15 protein-coding genes and 1 pseudogene are annotated in these 18,145 nt (G+C 60.4%); 8 read left to right on the top strand and 8 right to left on the bottom strand.

Annotated features, from left to right (window positions below; all coding sequences use genetic code 11):
- Window positions 1–313: 313 nt before the first annotated feature.
- From ACA070_RS13440 to ACA070_RS13415, 6 genes are all read left to right on the top strand, one after another.
- Window positions 314–589, top strand: a complete 276-nt coding sequence (locus tag ACA070_RS13440) for a hypothetical protein (protein ID WP_497451543.1) — start codon at window positions 314–316, stop codon at window positions 587–589.
- Window positions 590–876: 287 nt separating this feature from the next.
- The gene (gene mgtA / locus ACA070_RS13435) at window positions 877–3,597 is read left to right on the top strand and encodes a magnesium-translocating P-type ATPase (RefSeq protein WP_497451542.1); all 2,721 of its coding nucleotides are present in this window, start codon (window positions 877–879) and stop codon (window positions 3,595–3,597) included.
- 170 nt (window positions 3,598–3,767) lie between these two features.
- Window positions 3,768–5,423: a Na/Pi cotransporter family protein gene (locus ACA070_RS13430; protein WP_497451541.1), complete on the top strand. Its 1,656-nt coding sequence runs from the start codon at window positions 3,768–3,770 to the stop codon at window positions 5,421–5,423.
- On the top strand, window positions 5,411–5,764 hold the full coding sequence (locus ACA070_RS13425) for a DUF2493 domain-containing protein (RefSeq protein WP_497451540.1): 354 nt from the start codon (window positions 5,411–5,413) through the stop codon (window positions 5,762–5,764). Before ACA070_RS13430 ends, ACA070_RS13425 begins: the two co-directional genes overlap by 13 nt.
- 216 nt (window positions 5,765–5,980) lie before the next feature.
- Window positions 5,981–6,751 (top strand): PA4824 family protein, encoded by a 771-nt coding sequence (locus tag ACA070_RS13420; RefSeq protein WP_497451539.1) that lies wholly within the window; start codon window positions 5,981–5,983, stop codon window positions 6,749–6,751.
- 109 nt (window positions 6,752–6,860) lie between these two features.
- A complete protein-coding gene (locus ACA070_RS13415; RefSeq protein WP_497451538.1) occupies window positions 6,861–7,178 on the top strand; it encodes a DUF2388 domain-containing protein in 318 nt (105 codons plus the stop codon).
- A 51-nt stretch (window positions 7,179–7,229) separates the two neighbouring features.
- Here the strand turns inward: ACA070_RS13415 and ACA070_RS13410 are convergent, their stop codons facing one another.
- Both ACA070_RS13410 and ACA070_RS13405 read right to left on the bottom strand, forming a co-directional pair.
- Complete coding sequence (locus ACA070_RS13410; RefSeq protein ID WP_497451537.1) at window positions 7,230–8,150, bottom strand: pyridoxal-phosphate dependent enzyme; 921 nt, start codon at window positions 8,148–8,150, stop codon at window positions 7,230–7,232.
- Window positions 8,151–8,251: 101 nt separating this feature from the next.
- Complete coding sequence (locus ACA070_RS13405) at window positions 8,252–9,043, bottom strand: SDR family NAD(P)-dependent oxidoreductase (RefSeq protein WP_497451536.1); 792 nt, start codon at window positions 9,041–9,043, stop codon at window positions 8,252–8,254.
- A 124-nt stretch (window positions 9,044–9,167) separates the two neighbouring features.
- Between ACA070_RS13405 and ACA070_RS13400 the strand changes: the two genes are divergently transcribed.
- Together ACA070_RS13400 and ACA070_RS13395 are read left to right on the top strand one after the other, a co-directional pair.
- Window positions 9,168–10,115, top strand: a complete 948-nt coding sequence (locus tag ACA070_RS13400) for a GlxA family transcriptional regulator (protein ID WP_497451535.1) — start codon at window positions 9,168–9,170, stop codon at window positions 10,113–10,115.
- 187 nt (window positions 10,116–10,302) lie between these two features.
- Window positions 10,303–10,962, top strand: a pseudogene (locus ACA070_RS13395) (methyltransferase family protein).
- Between the two features lie 108 nt (window positions 10,963–11,070).
- Here the strand turns inward: ACA070_RS13395 and ACA070_RS13390 are convergent.
- From ACA070_RS13390 to aldA, 6 genes are all read right to left on the bottom strand, one after another.
- Window positions 11,071–11,739 (bottom strand): HAD-IA family hydrolase, encoded by a 669-nt coding sequence (locus ACA070_RS13390; RefSeq protein ID WP_497451534.1) that lies wholly within the window; start codon window positions 11,737–11,739, stop codon window positions 11,071–11,073.
- Between the two features lie 47 nt (window positions 11,740–11,786).
- Window positions 11,787–12,194, bottom strand: coding sequence for a response regulator (locus ACA070_RS13385; protein ID WP_497451533.1), 408 nt, complete (start codon window positions 12,192–12,194; stop codon window positions 11,787–11,789).
- 110 nt (window positions 12,195–12,304) lie between these two features.
- The gene (locus ACA070_RS13380) at window positions 12,305–13,912 is read right to left on the bottom strand and encodes a GMC family oxidoreductase (RefSeq protein ID WP_497451532.1); all 1,608 of its coding nucleotides are present in this window, start codon (window positions 13,910–13,912) and stop codon (window positions 12,305–12,307) included.
- Between the two features lie 160 nt (window positions 13,913–14,072).
- Window positions 14,073–15,290, bottom strand: coding sequence for a mandelate racemase/muconate lactonizing enzyme family protein (locus tag ACA070_RS13375; protein WP_046046632.1), 1,218 nt, complete (start codon window positions 15,288–15,290; stop codon window positions 14,073–14,075).
- A gap of 1 nt (window position 15,291) precedes the next feature.
- Window positions 15,292–16,611, bottom strand: coding sequence for an MFS transporter (locus ACA070_RS13370; protein WP_462027499.1), 1,320 nt, complete (start codon window positions 16,609–16,611; stop codon window positions 15,292–15,294).
- An 84-nt stretch (window positions 16,612–16,695) separates the two neighbouring features.
- On the bottom strand, window positions 16,696–18,120 hold the full coding sequence (gene aldA, locus ACA070_RS13365; RefSeq protein ID WP_497451947.1) for an aldehyde dehydrogenase: 1,425 nt from the start codon (window positions 18,118–18,120) through the stop codon (window positions 16,696–16,698).
- Between the last annotated feature and the right edge of the window lie 25 nt (window positions 18,121–18,145).

Raw genomic sequence — 18,145 nt, 5'->3', positions numbered from 1 at the left:
AACGAGTTCCAACTTCAATATTCGAATCCGCTGTTTTTTCCATTCAACTCGGCATTTAGCGGCCATTGAAGGTTGACTTCAGCGACCTCCCTGAGTAAATTGCCCGGGCCTTCTACGAAGGCCTTTTTTCAACTCACAAAAGAATCCAATGGACACAGTATCTAGTCGCTGTCGGGACACTGCGAATTTGCGGAACCTGGCACATAACCCAGTAAATGACGGGACTCGACTTTTCGGTCGGGTGAGCTGCGCTAGAGCTTGATGCTCCACCGTGACTTGCCTCACCGGCGTCCGTCCGGTCCAGAGGCATGTTATGAACTTCAAAACCACCGTAATGCCGGGCGTACGCGCCTTTGCATCGACCATGCGGGTCAAACTGTGCCGTGAGCGTCTATTGACGACTCGGGTCAGCGCCCCGTTCTCCACCCCTTCTTCCCCTGCCAAGGCACACCCTCGTGCCAACTGGCGCGTCTGCCCGATGACGGGCCGGCTTCAGCAACGCTGGAGCTTCGACGACAGCCCGGAACCACCGAGTCGGCGCATCGCGCGAATGTTCGGCCTGACCCTCGGGGCCCACACTTTCAGTTGATCTGAAGGCACTTCAAAGTCCTTCCCTCGACGTTTTCCTTAATACGGAATTCGGCAACTTCTTATTGCCTGTTAAACCATAAAATAGTTGGAGTTAGTTATGGACGAAGCCAGTAGACGGTTCGCTGCGCATCAACTTTCCATTGATACGCAGCGAACGTTAAAAACACAAGAAAACAACACTTTCGAAATTGATCGCCTGTTTGCGACTCGACATACATTCGCTCGCCTATGAATAGATGAGTGGGCTGTGTGTCGTGCCGCAAGACGGCGGCAGGAGCACACACAATGACGACTGTAAAAACTCCGGATATCCGCGCCAAAGGCGCCAGCAGCGACAACGCCAAACTGTCGATGCGTGCCGCCCGTGAAGCCCAAAACGGCCTGGCCGTGACCCTCGCCAACCTCAACGCCACCCCTGACGGTTTGACCGAACTTGAGGCCGAAGGCCGGCTGGCCCGCGCCGGCTTCAACGAAGTCGCCCACGACAAGCCGCCTCACGCCCTCGTCCAACTGCTCAAAGCCCTGAACAATCCCTTCATCTATGTCCTGCTGACCCTGGCCGGCATCAGTTTCTTCACCGACTACTGGCTGCCAATCAGCCAGGGCGAAGCCGACGAGGCGGACCTGACCAAGGTCATCATTATCATGACCATGGTCACCCTGAGCAGCCTGCTGCGGTTCTGGCAGGAATACCGCTCGGCCAAATCCGCCGAAGCTCTCAAAGCCATGGTGCGCACCACGGCGACCGTGCTGCGGCGTGGACAAAAGGGCAACGGCCCGGTGCTGCGCGAAGTGCCGATGCGCGAACTGGTGGCCGGCGACATCGTCCAGCTCAGCGCCGGCGACATGATCCCGGCGGACATCCGCCTGATCGAATCCCGCGACTTGTTCATAAGTCAGGCGGTGCTGACCGGCGAAGCCTTGCCCGTCGAGAAGTACGACACCCTGGGCGACGTCGCCCAGAAGTCAGCGACCTGCAACGCAGCCGATCAATCCAACCTGCTGGACCTGCCGAACATCTGCTTCATGGGCACCAACGTGGTCAGCGGCACCGCCAAAGCGGTGGTGGTCGCGACCGGCCCGCGCACCTACTTCGGCTCGCTGGCCAAAGCCATTGTCGGCTCGCGGGTGCAAACCGCATTCGATCGCGGGGTGAACAGCGTCAGCTGGTTGTTGATCCGCTTCATGCTAGTCATGGTGCCGATCGTGTTCCTGCTCAACGGATTCTCCAAGGGCGACTGGAGCGACGCATTCCTGTTTGCCCTGGCGGTCGCGGTCGGCCTGACCCCGGAAATGCTGCCGATGATTGTCAGCGCCAACCTGGCCAAGGGCGCGATGGCCATGGCCAAGCGCAAAGTGGTGGTCAAGCGCCTCAACGCAATCCAGAACTTCGGCTCGATGGACGTGCTGTGCACCGACAAGACCGGCACTCTGACGCAGGACAAAATCATTCTTGAACACCACGTCGACAGCAACGGTCGGCGCGATGACACGATCCTCGAACTGGCGTGGCTCAACAGCCATCACCAGAGCGGTCTGAAAAACCTGATGGACCAGGCCGTGGTGCAGTTCGCCAACGCGAATCCGAAGTTTCGCGTGCCGTTTGCCTACAGCAAGGTCGATGAGTTGCCGTTCGACTTCGTCCGTCGGCGCCTGTCGATCATCGTCAAGGACAGCCGCGACGATCACCTGATGGTGTGCAAAGGCGCGGTCGAGGAAATGCTGACCATCGCCAGCCACATTCATGAAAACGGCACGGTCGTGGCACTCGATGAACAGCGCCGCAAAGACCTGCTGGCCCTGGCCAACGAGTACAACGAGGACGGTTTCCGGGTGCTGCTGGTCGCCACCCGCGACATTCCGAAAGCGCAGAGCAAAAACCAGTACAACACCGCCGATGAACGCGAGCTGGTGATTCGCGGCTTCCTGACCTTTCTCGATCCACCGAAGGAAACCGCGGGCCCGGCGATTGCCGCACTGCGTGACATGGGCGTGACGGTCAAGGTGCTGACCGGCGACAACGCCGTGGTGACCTGCAAGATCTGCCGCGAAGTCGGGCTGGAGCCCGGCACGCCGCTGCTCGGGCCAGACATCGAGAACATGGACGACACCACCCTCAAGCTGCGGGTTGAAGAACGCACGGTGTTCGCCAAGCTGACGCCGCTGCAGAAATCCCGGGTGCTCAAGGCACTGCAGGCCAACGGTCACACCGTGGGTTTCCTCGGCGATGGCATCAACGACGCCCCTGCCCTGCGCGATGCCGATGTCGGCATTTCGGTGGACAGCGGCACCGACATCGCCAAGGAATCGGCCGACATCATTCTGCTGGAGAAGAGCCTGATGGTGCTGGAGGAAGGCGTGCTCAAGGGCCGCGAAACCTTCGGCAATATCATGAAGTACCTGAACATGACCGCCAGCTCCAACTTCGGCAACGTGTTCTCGGTGCTGGTGGCCAGTGCGTTCATTCCGTTCCTGCCGATGCTGTCGATCCACCTGTTGCTGCAAAACCTCATGTACGACATCTCTCAGCTGGCGCTGCCGTGGGACAAGATGGACAAGGAGTTCCTGCGCAAACCCCGCAAGTGGGACGCGAAGAACATTGGCCGTTTCATGCTATGGATCGGGCCGACCTCGTCAGTCTTCGACATCACCACCTTCGCCCTGATGTGGTACGTGTTCGCCGCCAACAGCGTGGAAATGCAGAGCCTGTTCCAGTCCGGCTGGTTCATCGAAGGGCTGCTGTCGCAGACGTTGGTGGTGCATATGTTGCGCACCCGGAAGATTCCGTTCTTCCAGAGCACGGCGGCGTTGCCGGTGATCCTGATGACCGGGTTGGTGATGGCGTTGGGTATCTACATTCCGTTCTCGCCACTGGGCACTTTGGTTGGCCTGCAACCGCTGCCGTGGGCGTACTTCCCTTGGCTGGTGGGCACCCTGCTCAGCTACTGCGTGTTCGCGCAGATCATGAAGACAATCTACATCCGCCGCTTCAAGCAGTGGTTCTGATGGCCTGACAAACCCAAATCACCTGAACACCACCAATCCCCTGTAGGAGCGAGCCTGCTCGCGATAGCTGACTGACATTCAAAAGAGATGTCGACTGATCCACCGCTATCGCGAGCAGGCTCACTCCTACAGGGGATGCGCTTAACCCTATCGAAAAAGGGAGAGTCCTGATGTCGGGAACTACTCTACTGATCAACCTCGCAGGCTCTATCGCACTCTTGCTGTGGGGCACTCACATGATTTCTTCGGCGTTGTTGCGCGGCTTCGGCACGCCGCTGCGCCAGTGCCTGGGCCACAACTTGAACAACCGCTGGATGGCCTTGCTCTCGGGTATCGGCATCACCGGAATCTTGCAAAGCAGCACCGCCGTCAGCCTGATGGCGACGTCGTTCACGGCCGCCGGCACCCTCGGTCTGGCGCCCGCGCTGGCGGTGATGCTCGGCGCCAATATCGGCTCGACCCTGGTGGTGCAACTGCTCAGCGTTGACGTTTCAATCCTCACGCCCATCGTGTTGCTGGCGGGTTTGATGGTGTTCCGTCTGCGCGATGACTCGCGCTATGAAAGCGTCGGCTGTGCGCTGATCGGTCTGGGGTTGATGCTCCTGGCCCTACGCATGCTCGGTGCGACACTGGCGGACGTCGAAGGCACGCCGGTCTTCCAGTTGATCATGCAGAGCCTGGACGGTGATCTGTTGATTGCGCTGCTGGTGGCGCTGATCCTCACCTGGCTGTGCCATTCCAGCGTGGCCGTGGTGTTGCTGATCGTCTCGCTCTCCGCTACCGGTATGCTGTCGGCCACCACCCTCGTCGCGCTGGTACTGGGCGTGAACATTGGCGGTGCGCTGCCCTCGGTCATCAATGCCGGTTCGAGCGTTGGCCGGCGTCTGCCGCTGGGCAATCTGCTGGTGCGTGCGGTCGGTGCCCTGGTGGTCTTGCCATTCGCCGGGCTGCTGGCCGAGCTGAAGCTTGAGCCGTCGGTGCTGGTGGTGTCCCTGCACAGCGGCTTCAATCTGCTGCTGGCGCTGGTGTTCATCGGCCTGACCGATGTACTCGCCAAATGGCTCACCCGGCTGCTGCCAGCGCCCGAGCGGGATGTCGATCCGGGCATGCCGCACTACCTCGACGAAGCGGGTCTGGAAGTGGCCAACATCGGCCTGTCCAACGCCGCCCGCGAAGCGTTGCGCATGGCCGACATGCTCTCGGCGATGCTCGACCGACTGGTGCAGCTGTTCCAGACCTCGGCGCCCGACTGTGCCGATGAAGTGCGGCGCATCGATCAGTCACTGGACCTGCTGGGCGCGGCCATTCGCGCTTATCTGGCGGACATCGGCAAGGAAGGCATCAGTGACAGCGACGCCGATCGCTCCCAGGAAATCCTGATGTTCGTGATCAACCTCGAACATGCCGCGGACATTCTTTCCAGCAGCCTGACGCAATTGGCCATGCGCCGGTTGCGCCGAGGCGAACAATTCTCGGCGTTCGAGCTGGGCAACATCGCCCCGCTGCACGATGCGCTGCTGGAAAGCCTGAGCCTGGCGATCACCGTGTTTCTGCGCGAAGACATTCCCACCGCGCACCATTTGATCCATCGCAAGGAGACCGTTAGAAGGCTCGAAGCACACGCCAGCCGCGAGCACTTTCGCAAGTTGCAGGAAGACAAAAATACCTGGGCGGAATCCGGCGACATCTTCCAGCGAGTCCTGCGCGATTACCGCCGCGTGCATCACCACATCGCCGCCCTGGGCTATCCGCTGCTGGAGCGTGCCGGTGAGCAAGCGGTTGAGAGCACCGATCTGGCCAAGGAAAACCCGTCATGCGCGTCTTGATCTGCGCGGGTCGCCATTACGCCGATAGCCGTCTGTGTCGTCGGGTCCTCGACGCCTTTCAGCGCATGCACCCGGTGCGCGTGCTGATCCATGGCGGCAATCAATACCTGGGCGGCGAAATCGAAGAGTGGGCGCGGGAACACGGCGCCGACATCGTGCGCTACCCGCCCAATTGGCAGCGCCACGGCAAGTCGGCTGAACGCCTGCGCAACCACTTCATGTTGCTCGACAGCCGACCGGACGTGGTGATCGCCCTGCCCGGCGGCGAAGACACCGAAGAACTGGTCGCCCAGGCCCGGACGGCCGGTTTGCAAACCTTATCGGTAGAGGATCGGGGCTGAGCCCCACTTCACAACGCGGTCCCGTAGCAGCTGTCGAGCCTGCGAGGCTGCGTTCGGCTGCGCAGCAGTCATAAGTCCGACTGATGCGGTCTGCCTGATGGACCGCAATCGCTGGTTTTACGACTGCTTCGCAGCCGAACGCAGCCTCGCGTTGCTCGGCAGCTGCTACGGGACCGCATTCGCTGCTCGCCATCAAAAAACTTCGAGGTATATCTCATGCAAAAACCAACTCGCCTGTTTACGTCCTTCATGCGCAGTCTGCCGCCCACCCAAAGCCGGGGCGTGCGACGTAACCTGCTGTTCGTCAGCCTCACCCTGGGCCTGATTTCATTGCTCAGCATCATCTCCAGCGCCAACGCTGCCGGCGGTGCCTATGCGGTGGATGACGCCGGGATCAACGCCCCCGGTGAGTGCAACATCGACGCCTGGTACCAGAACGGTCGGCACAATTCATCCAGCACCAGCGTGGTGTCACAGGACTGCACATTCAAAAGCCTGCCCAACGTGCAACTCGGCGCCGCCGTGCAGCACAACCGCGGTGACGGGGATTCAGAAACCCAGTTGAGCCCACAATTCAAGGCGCAACTATTCTCCCGGGAAGACCTTGGCCTGGCGTTGGCACTGGCAGGTTCGGCGCACTTCGCCTTCAATCGGGCCCATGCCTTCGATGGTGCCGACCTGAACCTGCCTTTCACCTACCAACCGCTCGCAACCCTGCGTCTGAACCTCAATGCCGGCTGGACCCACGCCTATGACGAGGGCGAGCAAAACCATCGCTGGACCTGGGGCACCGGCGTCGAATACGACCTGGCCCGCTCCCTGACGCTGATCGCTGAACGCTACGGCCAACACGGCGGAGAACAGGCATGGCAGGCCGGTCCGAGGCTGCATATCGGTGAGCGCATCGATGTCGATCTGGTGGTGGGACGCAACCTGACGGGGGAACGTGATCAGTGGCTGACCACTGGGGCAACGCTGCGGTTTTGAACGCTAACGGGCGCGGATAACGCATCAACAGGGAACTCCTGACGGTCGCCGCGCATCCTAAATAATGAGGTACTTCCTTTTTTGCTTCACGTTTTCAGAGGACACCGTCATGCGCCGTCTGATTATCCTGTCTTCCCTTTTGTTGTGTTTACCCTTCGGCTCTGCGATGGCCAAAGTGGACGCAGGCGATGTGGCCACCTCTGCCGGGGTTTCCGCATCGCTGTACTCGACGTTCAAGGACCACAAATTGGCGATTCCCGCCCGTGATGACGCCTCCAGCTTCATTGCCAGTGGCGGTACGATTCGCGGTGTGTACCTGGAGTCGGTGTTGAATCAGATTCGCCAGGCAAATCCAGGAATCAAAGCAAGCGACGAAGAGCTCGCCAGAGCGATCCTGATCCATGAAACCGTCGCTGGCGGCCAATGAAGGTTGAGGCAGGGCTCGCGCCACCCGGATAGTTTGCAGCCCTGCCTTGCTTCACCCCGAGGATAAGCGCGCCCACCCGGCCACCAGCGGCGCGCTGATGCTGACCCCGCCACACACCACAATCACCACATCATGGGCTTCGGCAATCGCCGGATGGTCCAGGTACGCCACCGCCAATGAAACACCGCACGCCGGCTCGACCAGTTGGCGCAGGTCGTTGGCATAACGCACCACGCCCATGATCGCCTCGTCATCACTGAGCACCACGCATTCGTGAGGAAATTCGAGAATGTGCTGCACCGGCCACGCGGCCACTTTTGCAGCGCCCAGCGATGTCGCGACGGTGTCGATGCGCGCCAATCTGACGGGATGCCCAGCCTCGATTGCAGCCGCGAAGGACGCCGCGCCCCGGGTTTCGCACGTAACGATCCGGCAGTCCTGGCGATGGTGCCGCATCAAACCGGTCAGGATGCCCGCCAACAAACCACCGCCGCCCACCGATGTCACCAGCGCATCAACTTGAGGACAGTCCTCGAGGACTTCATCAACCAGGGTGCTGTGCCCTTCCCACAACACGGGATGATCGAAGGCCGGCACGTATTCGGTATCCGCATCCTGTGAAAGCTCTTTCGCCCGTTGATTGGCCTCGTCCCAGACCTTGCCGTGAACGATCACCTCGGCACCGGTTTTCCTGATCCTGGCGCGGGTGGATTCCGGGGTGGTGTGCGGCACCACAATGCAGGCTTTCAACCCGAGGGCAGCGGCGGCCATGGCGGTGGCAAAACCGGCGTTGCCGCCGGAAGGACAGACGACTTTGCGTTTGCGCTGGGCCTTTGCCTGACTGCACAAAAGGCCCATGCCACGCAATTTGAACGAGCCGCTGGGTTGCAGGTTTTCCAGCTTGAGCCAAATGCGCCGGGTCGGCGTTGACAGGCCAGGGTGCAGAATCAAAGGCGTTCTGATGTGTAGCATCGCGAGCTCCCTTGGGCAGCACCGGCGTGTCGAGGTGTCGACGCGCCGGTGATGAATGATCCTTATCCAAGCTTAGTTCACCCTGCCCCACGGCTACCGTCTTACTGATAACGCGGTGCCGCCGATGAGTGGCCAAAAGACCCTGACAGCACTTGGCGCTGAGATTCGTAGGTGTCCCATTTGTCGGCCTCGTGCAAGCCCGGGATGGTCACCACTTCCCCTTTCTCCAGCCCTTTCAGCGCAGCATCGACCATCTCTTCGGCGGACATTACGATTTCTTGCGGCAGGTTTTCCACAGGGTTCCCGGCCTCGCTCCAGAAGTCGGTGGCGGTGGCGCCGGGCAACACTGCCTGGACGCGAATGCCTTTGTCGGCCAACTCATGGTGCATCGATTGGCTCAGGCCCAGCACGAATGCCTTGGTCCCGCCATAAACGCCGTTGAGGATTTCCGGAGCGATTGCGACGATGGAGGAAATGTTGATCACGGTGCCGGCGCCCCGTGCGACGAAGCCGGGCACCACGGCATAGGACAGACGCATCAGCGCGGTGATGTTGAGGGTGATCATGTCTTCCATGTCGTCCACCGGGCTGCCGAGTAACGGCATCACACCGCCAACCCCGGCGTTGTTGACCAGCAAGGTGATGCTCGCGTCATTGCGCAGAATGCTTTCAACCCGCAGCAGGCCCGCCTTGTCTTTCAGGTCGGCGGCGACTACTTCCACGGCGCGGCCGGTTTCGTTGCTCAGGTGGTTGGCCAGCGCGTTGAGTTTGCCTTGGCTGCGGGCGACCAGAATCAGGTCATAACCCTGCCGGGCGAGACGGTCGGCATAGACCGCGCCGATGCCCGAAGAAGCGCCAGTGATCAGTGCAGTGCCTTTGGATGAGAGAGCCATGTGCAATTTCCTTCACAGTGAGGCGATAAGGTCGCCGGGTGTGAACAGTTATAAATTGACTCACGCTCGTCTCAAATGACGTTTAAAGTACGTTTTCAGGACACAGGCCTTTGAGGGCATCATCATGACTTCTGTCGCGTTCGTGGTTTTCGAGGGTTTCCAGTCCATGGCGCTGGCGGCCATGCCGGTGTTCGAGTACGCCAACTTCAGCGCCGGTGAAGCGCTTTATGAGGTAAGCGTGATCTCTGAGGATGGCCGCGCCCTACGGGCTTCCGGTGGCTTGAGTGTCGGCACCCAGGCGTTTGATGAGCGGGTGTTCGATACGGTGATCGTGGTCGGTGGTGATTCGATCCTCGAGCAGGCGCCCGAAGGTGTGCTTGCTTACCTGCGCGACAGCGTGAAGACCGCACGGCGCACGGCATCGATCTGTTCGGGGGCATTCGTGCTGGCCCAGGCCGGTCTGCTCGACGGACGGCGGGCGACCACGCATTGGGCGTACGCGCGGGACCTGCAAGCGCGGTTTCCATCGATCAAAGTGGAAGAGGACCGTATTTACGTGATCGACGGTGCCATCTGGACCTCCGCCGGCATGACCGCAGGCATCGACCTGGCGCTGGCCATGGTCGAAAAAGACCATGGCGCCGAACTGGCCCGTTCCGTCGCGCAGAAGCTGGTGATGTACCAGCGCCGCGCGGGTGGCCAGTCGCAGCATTCGGCATTGCTGGAACTGGAGCCCAAATCCGACCGCATACAAACCGTCCTCGGCTACGCCCGGGAACACCTGACATCCGCGTTGTCGGTGGAGCAACTGGCGGAGGTGGCACGCCTCAGTCCACGGCAATTTAGCCGGACCTTTCGCGCCGAGACCGGGCAGTCCCCGGCCAAAGCCATCGAAAACCTGCGCCTGGAAGCGGCGCGACAGATGCTCGAACGCGGGCGCCTGACCCTCGACCAGATTGCCGCCGAGGCTGGCTTCACTGACCGTCGCCGCATGCGCGAAGCCTTCCTTCGGGCATTCGGCCAGCCGCCGCAGGTGATTCGGCGTAATGCCAGGTCGCAGATGACGGCGTGAGTGTTAGTGAATGCGCGGGAAGCGCAGGTCTTGCATGCCGAGGAAACCGACGCCGCAGGCCAGCATCGATGGGTTCACACGCCCCTCCTTTCGCCCGACTGAACCGTTCGGTGAAGCTAGCGCAATCCGGTGGATTAGCATGACCCTCTACACTGAAGACATCGGTTAAAAGCAGGAATGGGTGCCCATGAAAATCTCGGCCAGGCTGGCGTTTTTCGCCATCGTCTCCACCCTCGCCTACCTCGGTCTCGCGTTGTGGGGGCTGGGCGGTTTTGCGGCGTTTTTCGCGCATGCGCCGCTGGTGGTCGTTGCCATCGCAACGCTGGTAATGGTCGTTGCCTCGCTGTTCACCGAGGTCAATCTGAGCTCCGGGTAACGTGAAGACCGGGCCAACCGTTGGGTGCTGCCGGCGTTCGGCGTCATCGGATTGTTGAGTGGGTATCTGCCGGCGTACACCGACCGCATCGACTTCTGGACCTTCGGTGGCGAGGGGGTGCGCTGGCTGGGGGCTTTGCTGTTCATCGTCGGCGGCGCGCTACGGATGTGGCCGGTGTTTGTGCTGGGCAAGCGTTTCAGCGGGTTGGTGGCGATTCAACCGGGGCACAGTCTGGTCACCGACGGGATTTATCGCCGTTTGCGCAACCCCAGTTATCTGGGGATGTTGGTTATCGCTGTAGGCTGGGCACTGGCGTTTCGTTCTGGGGTCGGGTTGTTGCTGGCGGCGCTGACGGTGATTCCACTGATCGCCCGGATTCACTCCGAAGAGGCGCTGCTGAGGGCGCAGTTTGGCGGTGAGTATGAGGCGTACTGCGCCCGTAGCTGGCGGTTGATTCCCGGGGTTTACTGAAACAACACAACCCCAAATGTGGGAGTGAGCCTGCTCGCGATAGCGGTCTTTCAGTCACATAAATGCTGAATGTGTCATCGCTATCGCGAGCAGGCTCACTCCCACATTTTAGATTTTTGTCAGGTGGATAAGGTTGTCGGGGGCCACTTGCGCCGCAACCGAGTCGTAACTCGCCAGCGTGGCATGCGCCGTCTGAATCGGATGGTCATGTGTCGAGGTGATGATCACGAGGTCCGCCCCAGCCGCCTCTGCTGCAAGAATCCCTACAGCGGCATCTTCAAAGATCAGGCAATCAGTCACCTCAACCCCCAACCGTTGAGCCGCCAGGCGATAGCCCGCAGGGTCCGGTTTGCCGGCACTGACATCTTCGGCCGTGACCATGACATCTGGCTCGGGAATCCCCGCCGCCGCCATCCGACGCAATGCCAGCGCCCTCGGTGCGGAGGTAACGATTGCCCATTGATTGGCCGGCAAGGACCTGAGGAAATTCGCCGCGCCGGACACCTCGACAATCCCCTCCACGTCCTCGATTTCCGCCTCGGTAATCCACAACGCTTGTGCCTCGGCATCCACCCCGGGCAAGGCCAGACGGTTGATGGTGTCGATGGCGCGGGCGCCGTGAATGGTCGGCAGGAACGACTCGACATCCACCCCGTGGCGCAAGGCCCAAGTGGTCCAGATCCGCTCGGCGGCGGCGATGGAGTTGAGGACGGTGCCGTCCATGTCGAACAGGAACGCGCGATACGGCGTATTAAAAACGGAATCGTGGGCAGACAAGGATGGGCTTCCTTCGTGTGTCAGGCAGGTCCGTCAATGTACACGACCTACAGCGACCGTCGCGACTTGAAGGCCCCATCGACACAATCCAGCAGTTGGCCCAACGCCCAGGGTTTCTTGATAAAAGACACTTCATGCCGCACCCCGGAGGATTCGGGGGTTTCATATCCGGACATGATCATGATCGGCTTGTCCGGCCAGCGATCGCCGAACTGGTTGGCCAGATCCGCGCCGTTGAGTCTGCCGGGCATGGTGATGTCCGTCAGCAACAGACCCACCTCGTTCGCGTGCAACTCCAGGTACACCGATGCGGCGTCCGCGCTGACTTGCGGTTCTACCTTGAAACCTTCTTCCTGAAGAATTTCACAGAGAAACTCCAGAATCAGCGGGTCATCTTCAACCACAAGAATCAACCCGCCTGGAAGCTGCTCGCCCGCCATCGATATTGGACACATGACTTTGCCACTCCCTGATTGCCTAATGATTTCGCGGCTCAAATCCGCTGCTTACAGGTATGAGCAGCGGACTCGGCGGAAATTCATTTTTGATACAGGAAGATGACAAATCAGGCGTCTTGCAGAATAAGATCAGCGCCTTTCTCCGCCACCATCAGCACTGCCGCGTGGGTATTGCCAGAGGTTACGTTGGGGAAAATCGACGCATCAACAATACGCAAACCCTCCAGACCATGGACTTTGAGGCGCTTGTCGACCACCGAGTGCTGCTCGTCCGCGCCCATCGCGCAGGAACCGCACAGGTGATAAATCGAACCGCTGTTTTCCCGAAAGTACTGCAGCATCTGTTCGTCGCTTTCGATGGCCGGACCGGGCAACACTTCTTCGACTGTGATGCCTTTGAGCGCCGGCGCCTGCATGATTTTGCGCATCAGGCGACTGCCCTGAATCACCTCGTCGATGTCCTTTTGCGTGCTCAGGTAATTCGGGTCGATCAGCGCGGCGTCCCGTGGGTTTTTCGAAGCAATCTCGATGTGTCCGCGACTGGTCGGCCGGCACGGGTTAAAGCACAGCAGGAAGCCTGAGTACGGTTCGGGCTTGAGGCTGGCCTTGTTGTTTTTCGGAATCTGGTACGACAACGGGTTGAAGTACAGCTGCAGATTCGGGTTGGCTTGCTGTTCGTTGCCACGGAAGAATCCGCCGGCCTGATTGACGCTCATCGCCAGTGCGCCCTTGCGGGTAAACAGGTATTTGAGACCCAGCTTGAACTGACCGAACAGCGAGCTGAGTTGGTCATTGAGCGTCGGGATGTTGGCCTTGTAGTAATAGCTGGCGCACAGGTGGTCTTGCAGGTTCTGCCCCACCGCCGGCAGGTGTTTGACCAGCGGGATGTTGTGTTTGGCCAGCAGCGCCTGATCCGCGACGCCGGACAATTGCAGAATCTTCGGCGTGTCCACGGCGCCAGCGCAAAGAATGACTTCCTTGTTGGCGGCGAAGGTGCGCACTACGCCGTGCTGGGTGATGGAAATACCGGTCGCACGACCGCTGTCGAACAACACCCGATCCACCAGCGCGTAATGCTCGACCGTCAGGTTCGGCCGACTCAATGCCGGATGCAGATGGGCAAAACTGCTGGAGCAGCGTTGGCCGTTGCGGGTGTTGACGTCGTAGATCCCCGAGCCTTCGAACTTCGGCCCGTTGAAATCATCACTGTGCGGATAGCCGAGTTCGTCGCAGCCCTTGAGGAACACATCGCAGATGGGATGGGTCTGGCCCTTCATCGGGGTGATGCTGATCGGACCGCTGCCGCCGTGGTATTCGCTGTCGCCCAGCGGATGGTTTTCCAGTTTGCGGAAGTACGGCAGCACATCCTTGAAGCCCCAACCCTCGTTGCCGTTGGCCGCCCAGTCGTCGAAGTCATGGGCCTGGCCACGGACATAGATCATCGCGTTGATCGAGCCCGAGCCGCCCTGCACTTTTCCGCGCGGGGCGTAGATTTCGCGGTTGTTCAGCTGTTTTTGCGGCTGGCTGTAGTACATCCAGTTAAAGGTCGGGTTGTAATACATTTTGGCGAAGCCGACCGGAATCTTGAACCACAGGGAACTGTCCTTGCCGCCCGCTTCCAGCAGCAGCACCGAGTATTTCCCGGAAGCCGACAGCCGATTGGCAAGAATGCAGCCTGCGGCGCCAGCGCCAGCGATGATGTAGTCGTAAGTCATGCACGGTTACCGCGTAAGTCGTTGTACAAAATTCGAATGAACGAGGCGTTCCTGTGGGAGCTAGCCTGCTGGCGATGACGGTGTGATATTCAACATCAATGTCGACTGATTCACCGCTATCGCCAGCAGGCTGGCTCCTACAGTAGCTGCGCCTGCCCCGTCAGCCTCGGGCTGGCGATGTGTCTTTGACGTCAGCCGGGGTCGGCGCCATTTGCAGGTGCAGGCGCTCGCCGGTGTACGGCGAATGCTTGCGCACCACGTCCATGTTCAACTCCACACCCAGGCCCGGCTCGGTGGACGGAATGATGTAGCCGTCCTCCCATTGCAGCGGCTTGGTCAGGACTTCGGCGTGGAAACCGCCCCAGGTCATGATGCTTTCCTGGATCAGGAAGTTCGGCGTACAGGTGGCCAACTGGAAACTCGCCGCCGCGCCAATCGGCCCGTTGTAGAGGTGCGGTGCGATTTGCGCGTAATAAGCCTCGGCCATGCTGGCGATCTTTTTCGCTTCCAGCAGACCGCCGCAACGGGCGACGTTCATCTGCAGAATCGACGCACCACCGGCCTGCAGCAGCTTGAAGAATTCGTATTTGGTGGTCAGGCGTTCGCCGGTGGCAATCGGGATGCTGGTCTTGGCCGCGACTTGCGCCATGGCCTCTTCCTGCCCCGGTGGCACCGGTTCTTCGAACCACAGCGGGTCGTACTTTTCCAGACGCTTGGCCAGGCGGATTGCCGAGGACGGCACCATCTGCCCATGGGTGCCAAACAGCAGGTCACACTTGTCGCCCACCGCTTCGCGGATCTTGCGGCAGAAGGTTTCGCAGCGTTCCAGCACTTCCAGAGAGATCTGGTGCCCGGAGTACGCGGTGTACGGCCCGGCCGGGTCGAACTTCACGGCGGTGAAACCTTTGTTCATGTTCTCGATCGCGCACTCGGCCGCCAGGTCCGGGTCGTCGTAGTCGTACTCGCCCTTGCTGTTGACCGGGTACAGGTAGGTGTAGGAACGCAAACGTTCGTTGACCTTGCCGCCCAGCAGTTCATACACCGGCTTGTTCGCTGCTTTGCCGATGATGTCCCAGCACGCCATCTCCAGGCCGCTGACTACGCCCATCATGGTCAGGTCCGGACGCTGGGTGAAACCGCTCGAATAGGCCTGACGGAAGAAGCGTTCGATGTGGTGCGGGTCGTGGTTGAGCAGGTAGCGCTCGAACACGTCTTCGATGATCGGCAGCATGGCTTTCGGGCCGAAGGTCGCAGCGTAGATTTCGCCCACGCCTTCGATGCCGCAATCGGTCTTGAGCTTGACGAACAGCCAGTACATGCCGCCGATATGCGGTGGCGGTACGGCAACGATATGGGTTTCAAGGGCGACGATTTTCATCTCAGGCACCTGTCTTGTTCAAAGTTTTGCGGTTGATTCGAGCGCGCAGGGTCAGGGCCGCCAGGGTTCCGAGCAGGCCGACGAAAGCGATGTAGCCGAAATACAGTTTGTAACCAGGGGCTCCCGGGAAATGTTCGGTGAGGTAGCCATTGATCAAGGGAATGAACGCGTCCGGCAAATAACCGACCACCGAAACAATGCCGATAGCGAGGCCGGTGATGCGCAGCGGAATGTTGCAGGTATCGAGGATCGCCCAGTACAAGCCGCGAATCGCGTAGGTCATCAGGCCGATAAAGATCACCGTACCGATCAGCAAGCCCATGCTGTTGAGCGCCGGGAATACGATCAGGCCGACCATCGCCAGGGTCGCGAGGAACAGCGCCACGATCAGCACCGAAATGTTCGAGAACTTGTCACCCAGCCAGCCACCGCCGATACCGCCGATGGGGCGCATCCACAATTTGATGGTGGTGATGGTGCCGGCCATGACCGCAGTCATGCCGCCGCCTTGCAAGTAGTCGGAGAAGCTGTAGGTGGCCCAGAAGATGTGGTAACCGCAGAACACGATGGCCGTCACCAGCCACAGCTCGGGGATTTTCACCAGGGTCGTCAGATCGCTGAGCAGGTTGTACTTGCCCTTCTCCACCGCCGCCGTGTCTTCCATGGACTTCGGATCCTTGATCAACACCAGCACACAGCCGATGGCGATACAGGTGAAGGCATAGAGGTAGACCACGTGTTTGAAACCTTCAGCGGCTGACTCGCCGCGGGTTTCGGTGGCGAAGGCAAACAGCCCCAGCGCGACGGTCGCCAGCAAGGCTTCGACCAGCCCGCGACCGCCATCGAGGATGCCAAAGAACCGGCCTTGTTCAGTGTGATGAGCGATCATCTTCACGCGTTTGAGCACCGAGGCCCAGAACGTCAGGCCGGTGGTCAGGCCCCAGCAACCGAAGATGATCATCAACCCGGTCATCGACGGCGCGGTGGAATACCAAAGGCCCAAGGCGCCGGTAGCGACCAGCGAAAAGAAGATCAGAAAACGCGGGGCTATGCGGTCGGCCAGCCAACCGCTGGGCAAATAGCTGAGCAGGAAAATCGTGCCGAGCATCGAGTACAGATAACCCAGCTCGCTGTGGTTGATCTGGAACACTTCGAGCATGGTGGTCTGGTAGACCTGGCGCAAGTACAGGATCGGATAGATCGCACCGGCGGCCAGCACCAATAGCATCAGTTGGAAATAGCGACTTCCCTTGTCACTGTGGCTTTTTGAACCCGCGTTCGAACCCTGAACAGCGGCAGCAGTGGATGCATGCTTGGACATCTAGGAGACCTCGGGCAGCCCGGTGGTCCGGGCGCCCCTGATAATTGTTTTTATGGGTGCAGCGTGAGGCGTGTTGCGGGCGGATCAATATTTCATGACCACCAGACGGGTCTGGGTGAATTCGAGCATGCCGTGCTTGCCATCGTCGCCGCCCAGGCCCGAGCGTTTCCAGCCGGCGTGGAAGCCCTGGTACGGGTCCGCCGGGGTGCGATTGACGTACAACTCGCCGGCCTCGATGGCGTTGGCGACTTTCATCGTGGTGCGGTAGTTCTCGGTGTACAGCACCGAAGACAGGCCGAACTGATGGTCGTTGGCCATGGCCAGCGCTTCGTCGATGTCGCGGTACTTGAGCACCGGCAGCACCGGGCCGAAGATTTCTTCCTGGATGATTTCCATGTCCTGGCGGCAGCCGCTGAGCAGGGTCGGCGGGTAGAAATGGCCCTTGCCTTGCGGCAGCACACCGCCCGTTTCCAGTACAGCACCGGCAGCGATGGCGCGCTCGACCATGGCGTGAATGTTCTGTTGCGAGCTGGCGTTGACCAACGGGCCCATCAGGTTCGCATCGGTGGCGCGGTCGCCGAACTTCACGGCGCTGATTTTGGCTTTCAGCAGGGCGAGGAACTGTTCATAGACGCTTTCCTGCACATAGACCCGCTCGACCGCCGTGCACAATTGGCCGCAGTGAGTGGTCTTGGAGGCAACGATCGCGGTAGCGGCGGCTTCAAGGTCGGCGTCGGCTTCGATGATCGCCGGGGTCTTGCCGCCCAACTCCAGCGACGGCTTGGCGATGTTGGCCTTGCAGTAATCGAGCACAATGCGCCCGGCGTTGACGCTGCCGGTCAGGGTGATCAAACCGACGGCTTTGTGCGTGCAAACAGCGGCGGCCGTGGCGTGATCCATGGTCAGGATGTTCACCACACCGGCCGGCAAACCGGATTTCTGCACTGCCTTGGCGATTTCGAACGCCGAAGTCGGAGTGTTGTTGCTCGGTCGCACCACCACGGTGTTGCCGGCAATCAACGCCGGGGCGATTTTTCGTAGCAACGTATAGACCGGGTAATTGAACGGAATCAGGCACGCGACCACGCCAATCGGCTCGCGGTGCAGGAACAGGTTTTCGTTCGAGGTGTCGCTGGGAATGATTTCGCCTTCGATGCGGCGCGCCCATTCAGCGTGGTAACGGGTGATCTGCGCCGCATAGCGGGCTTCATTGCAGGCATCGACAACGCTCTTGCCAGATTCGGCGGCCAGGGCGGCGCCGATGTTTTCGGCGCAGGCATCAAGGGCGTCGGCGAAGGAACGCAGGTGTTCGGCGCGTTCGATGCTGGTGAGTTTGCCCCAGGTTTTCTGGGCTGCAGCGGCGGCTTCGACCGCATGGGTCGCTTCATCGGCGGTCGCGGCCGAGACGTGGCCAACCAGCGCTTCGGTTGCCGGGTTGAACACTGCGATCAGCGCTTGGCTGGCAGGTTCAATGAAGTGACCGTTAACAAAATTTCGCTCGAGTCGCATGTGCATCGCCCATCGTTGTTTTTAT

It is taken from the genome of Pseudomonas sp. LBUM1678 (assembly GCF_059695575.1).
Note: the sequence above shows the minus strand (reverse complement) of the source record. Positions and strands in the feature narration are given on the sequence as shown.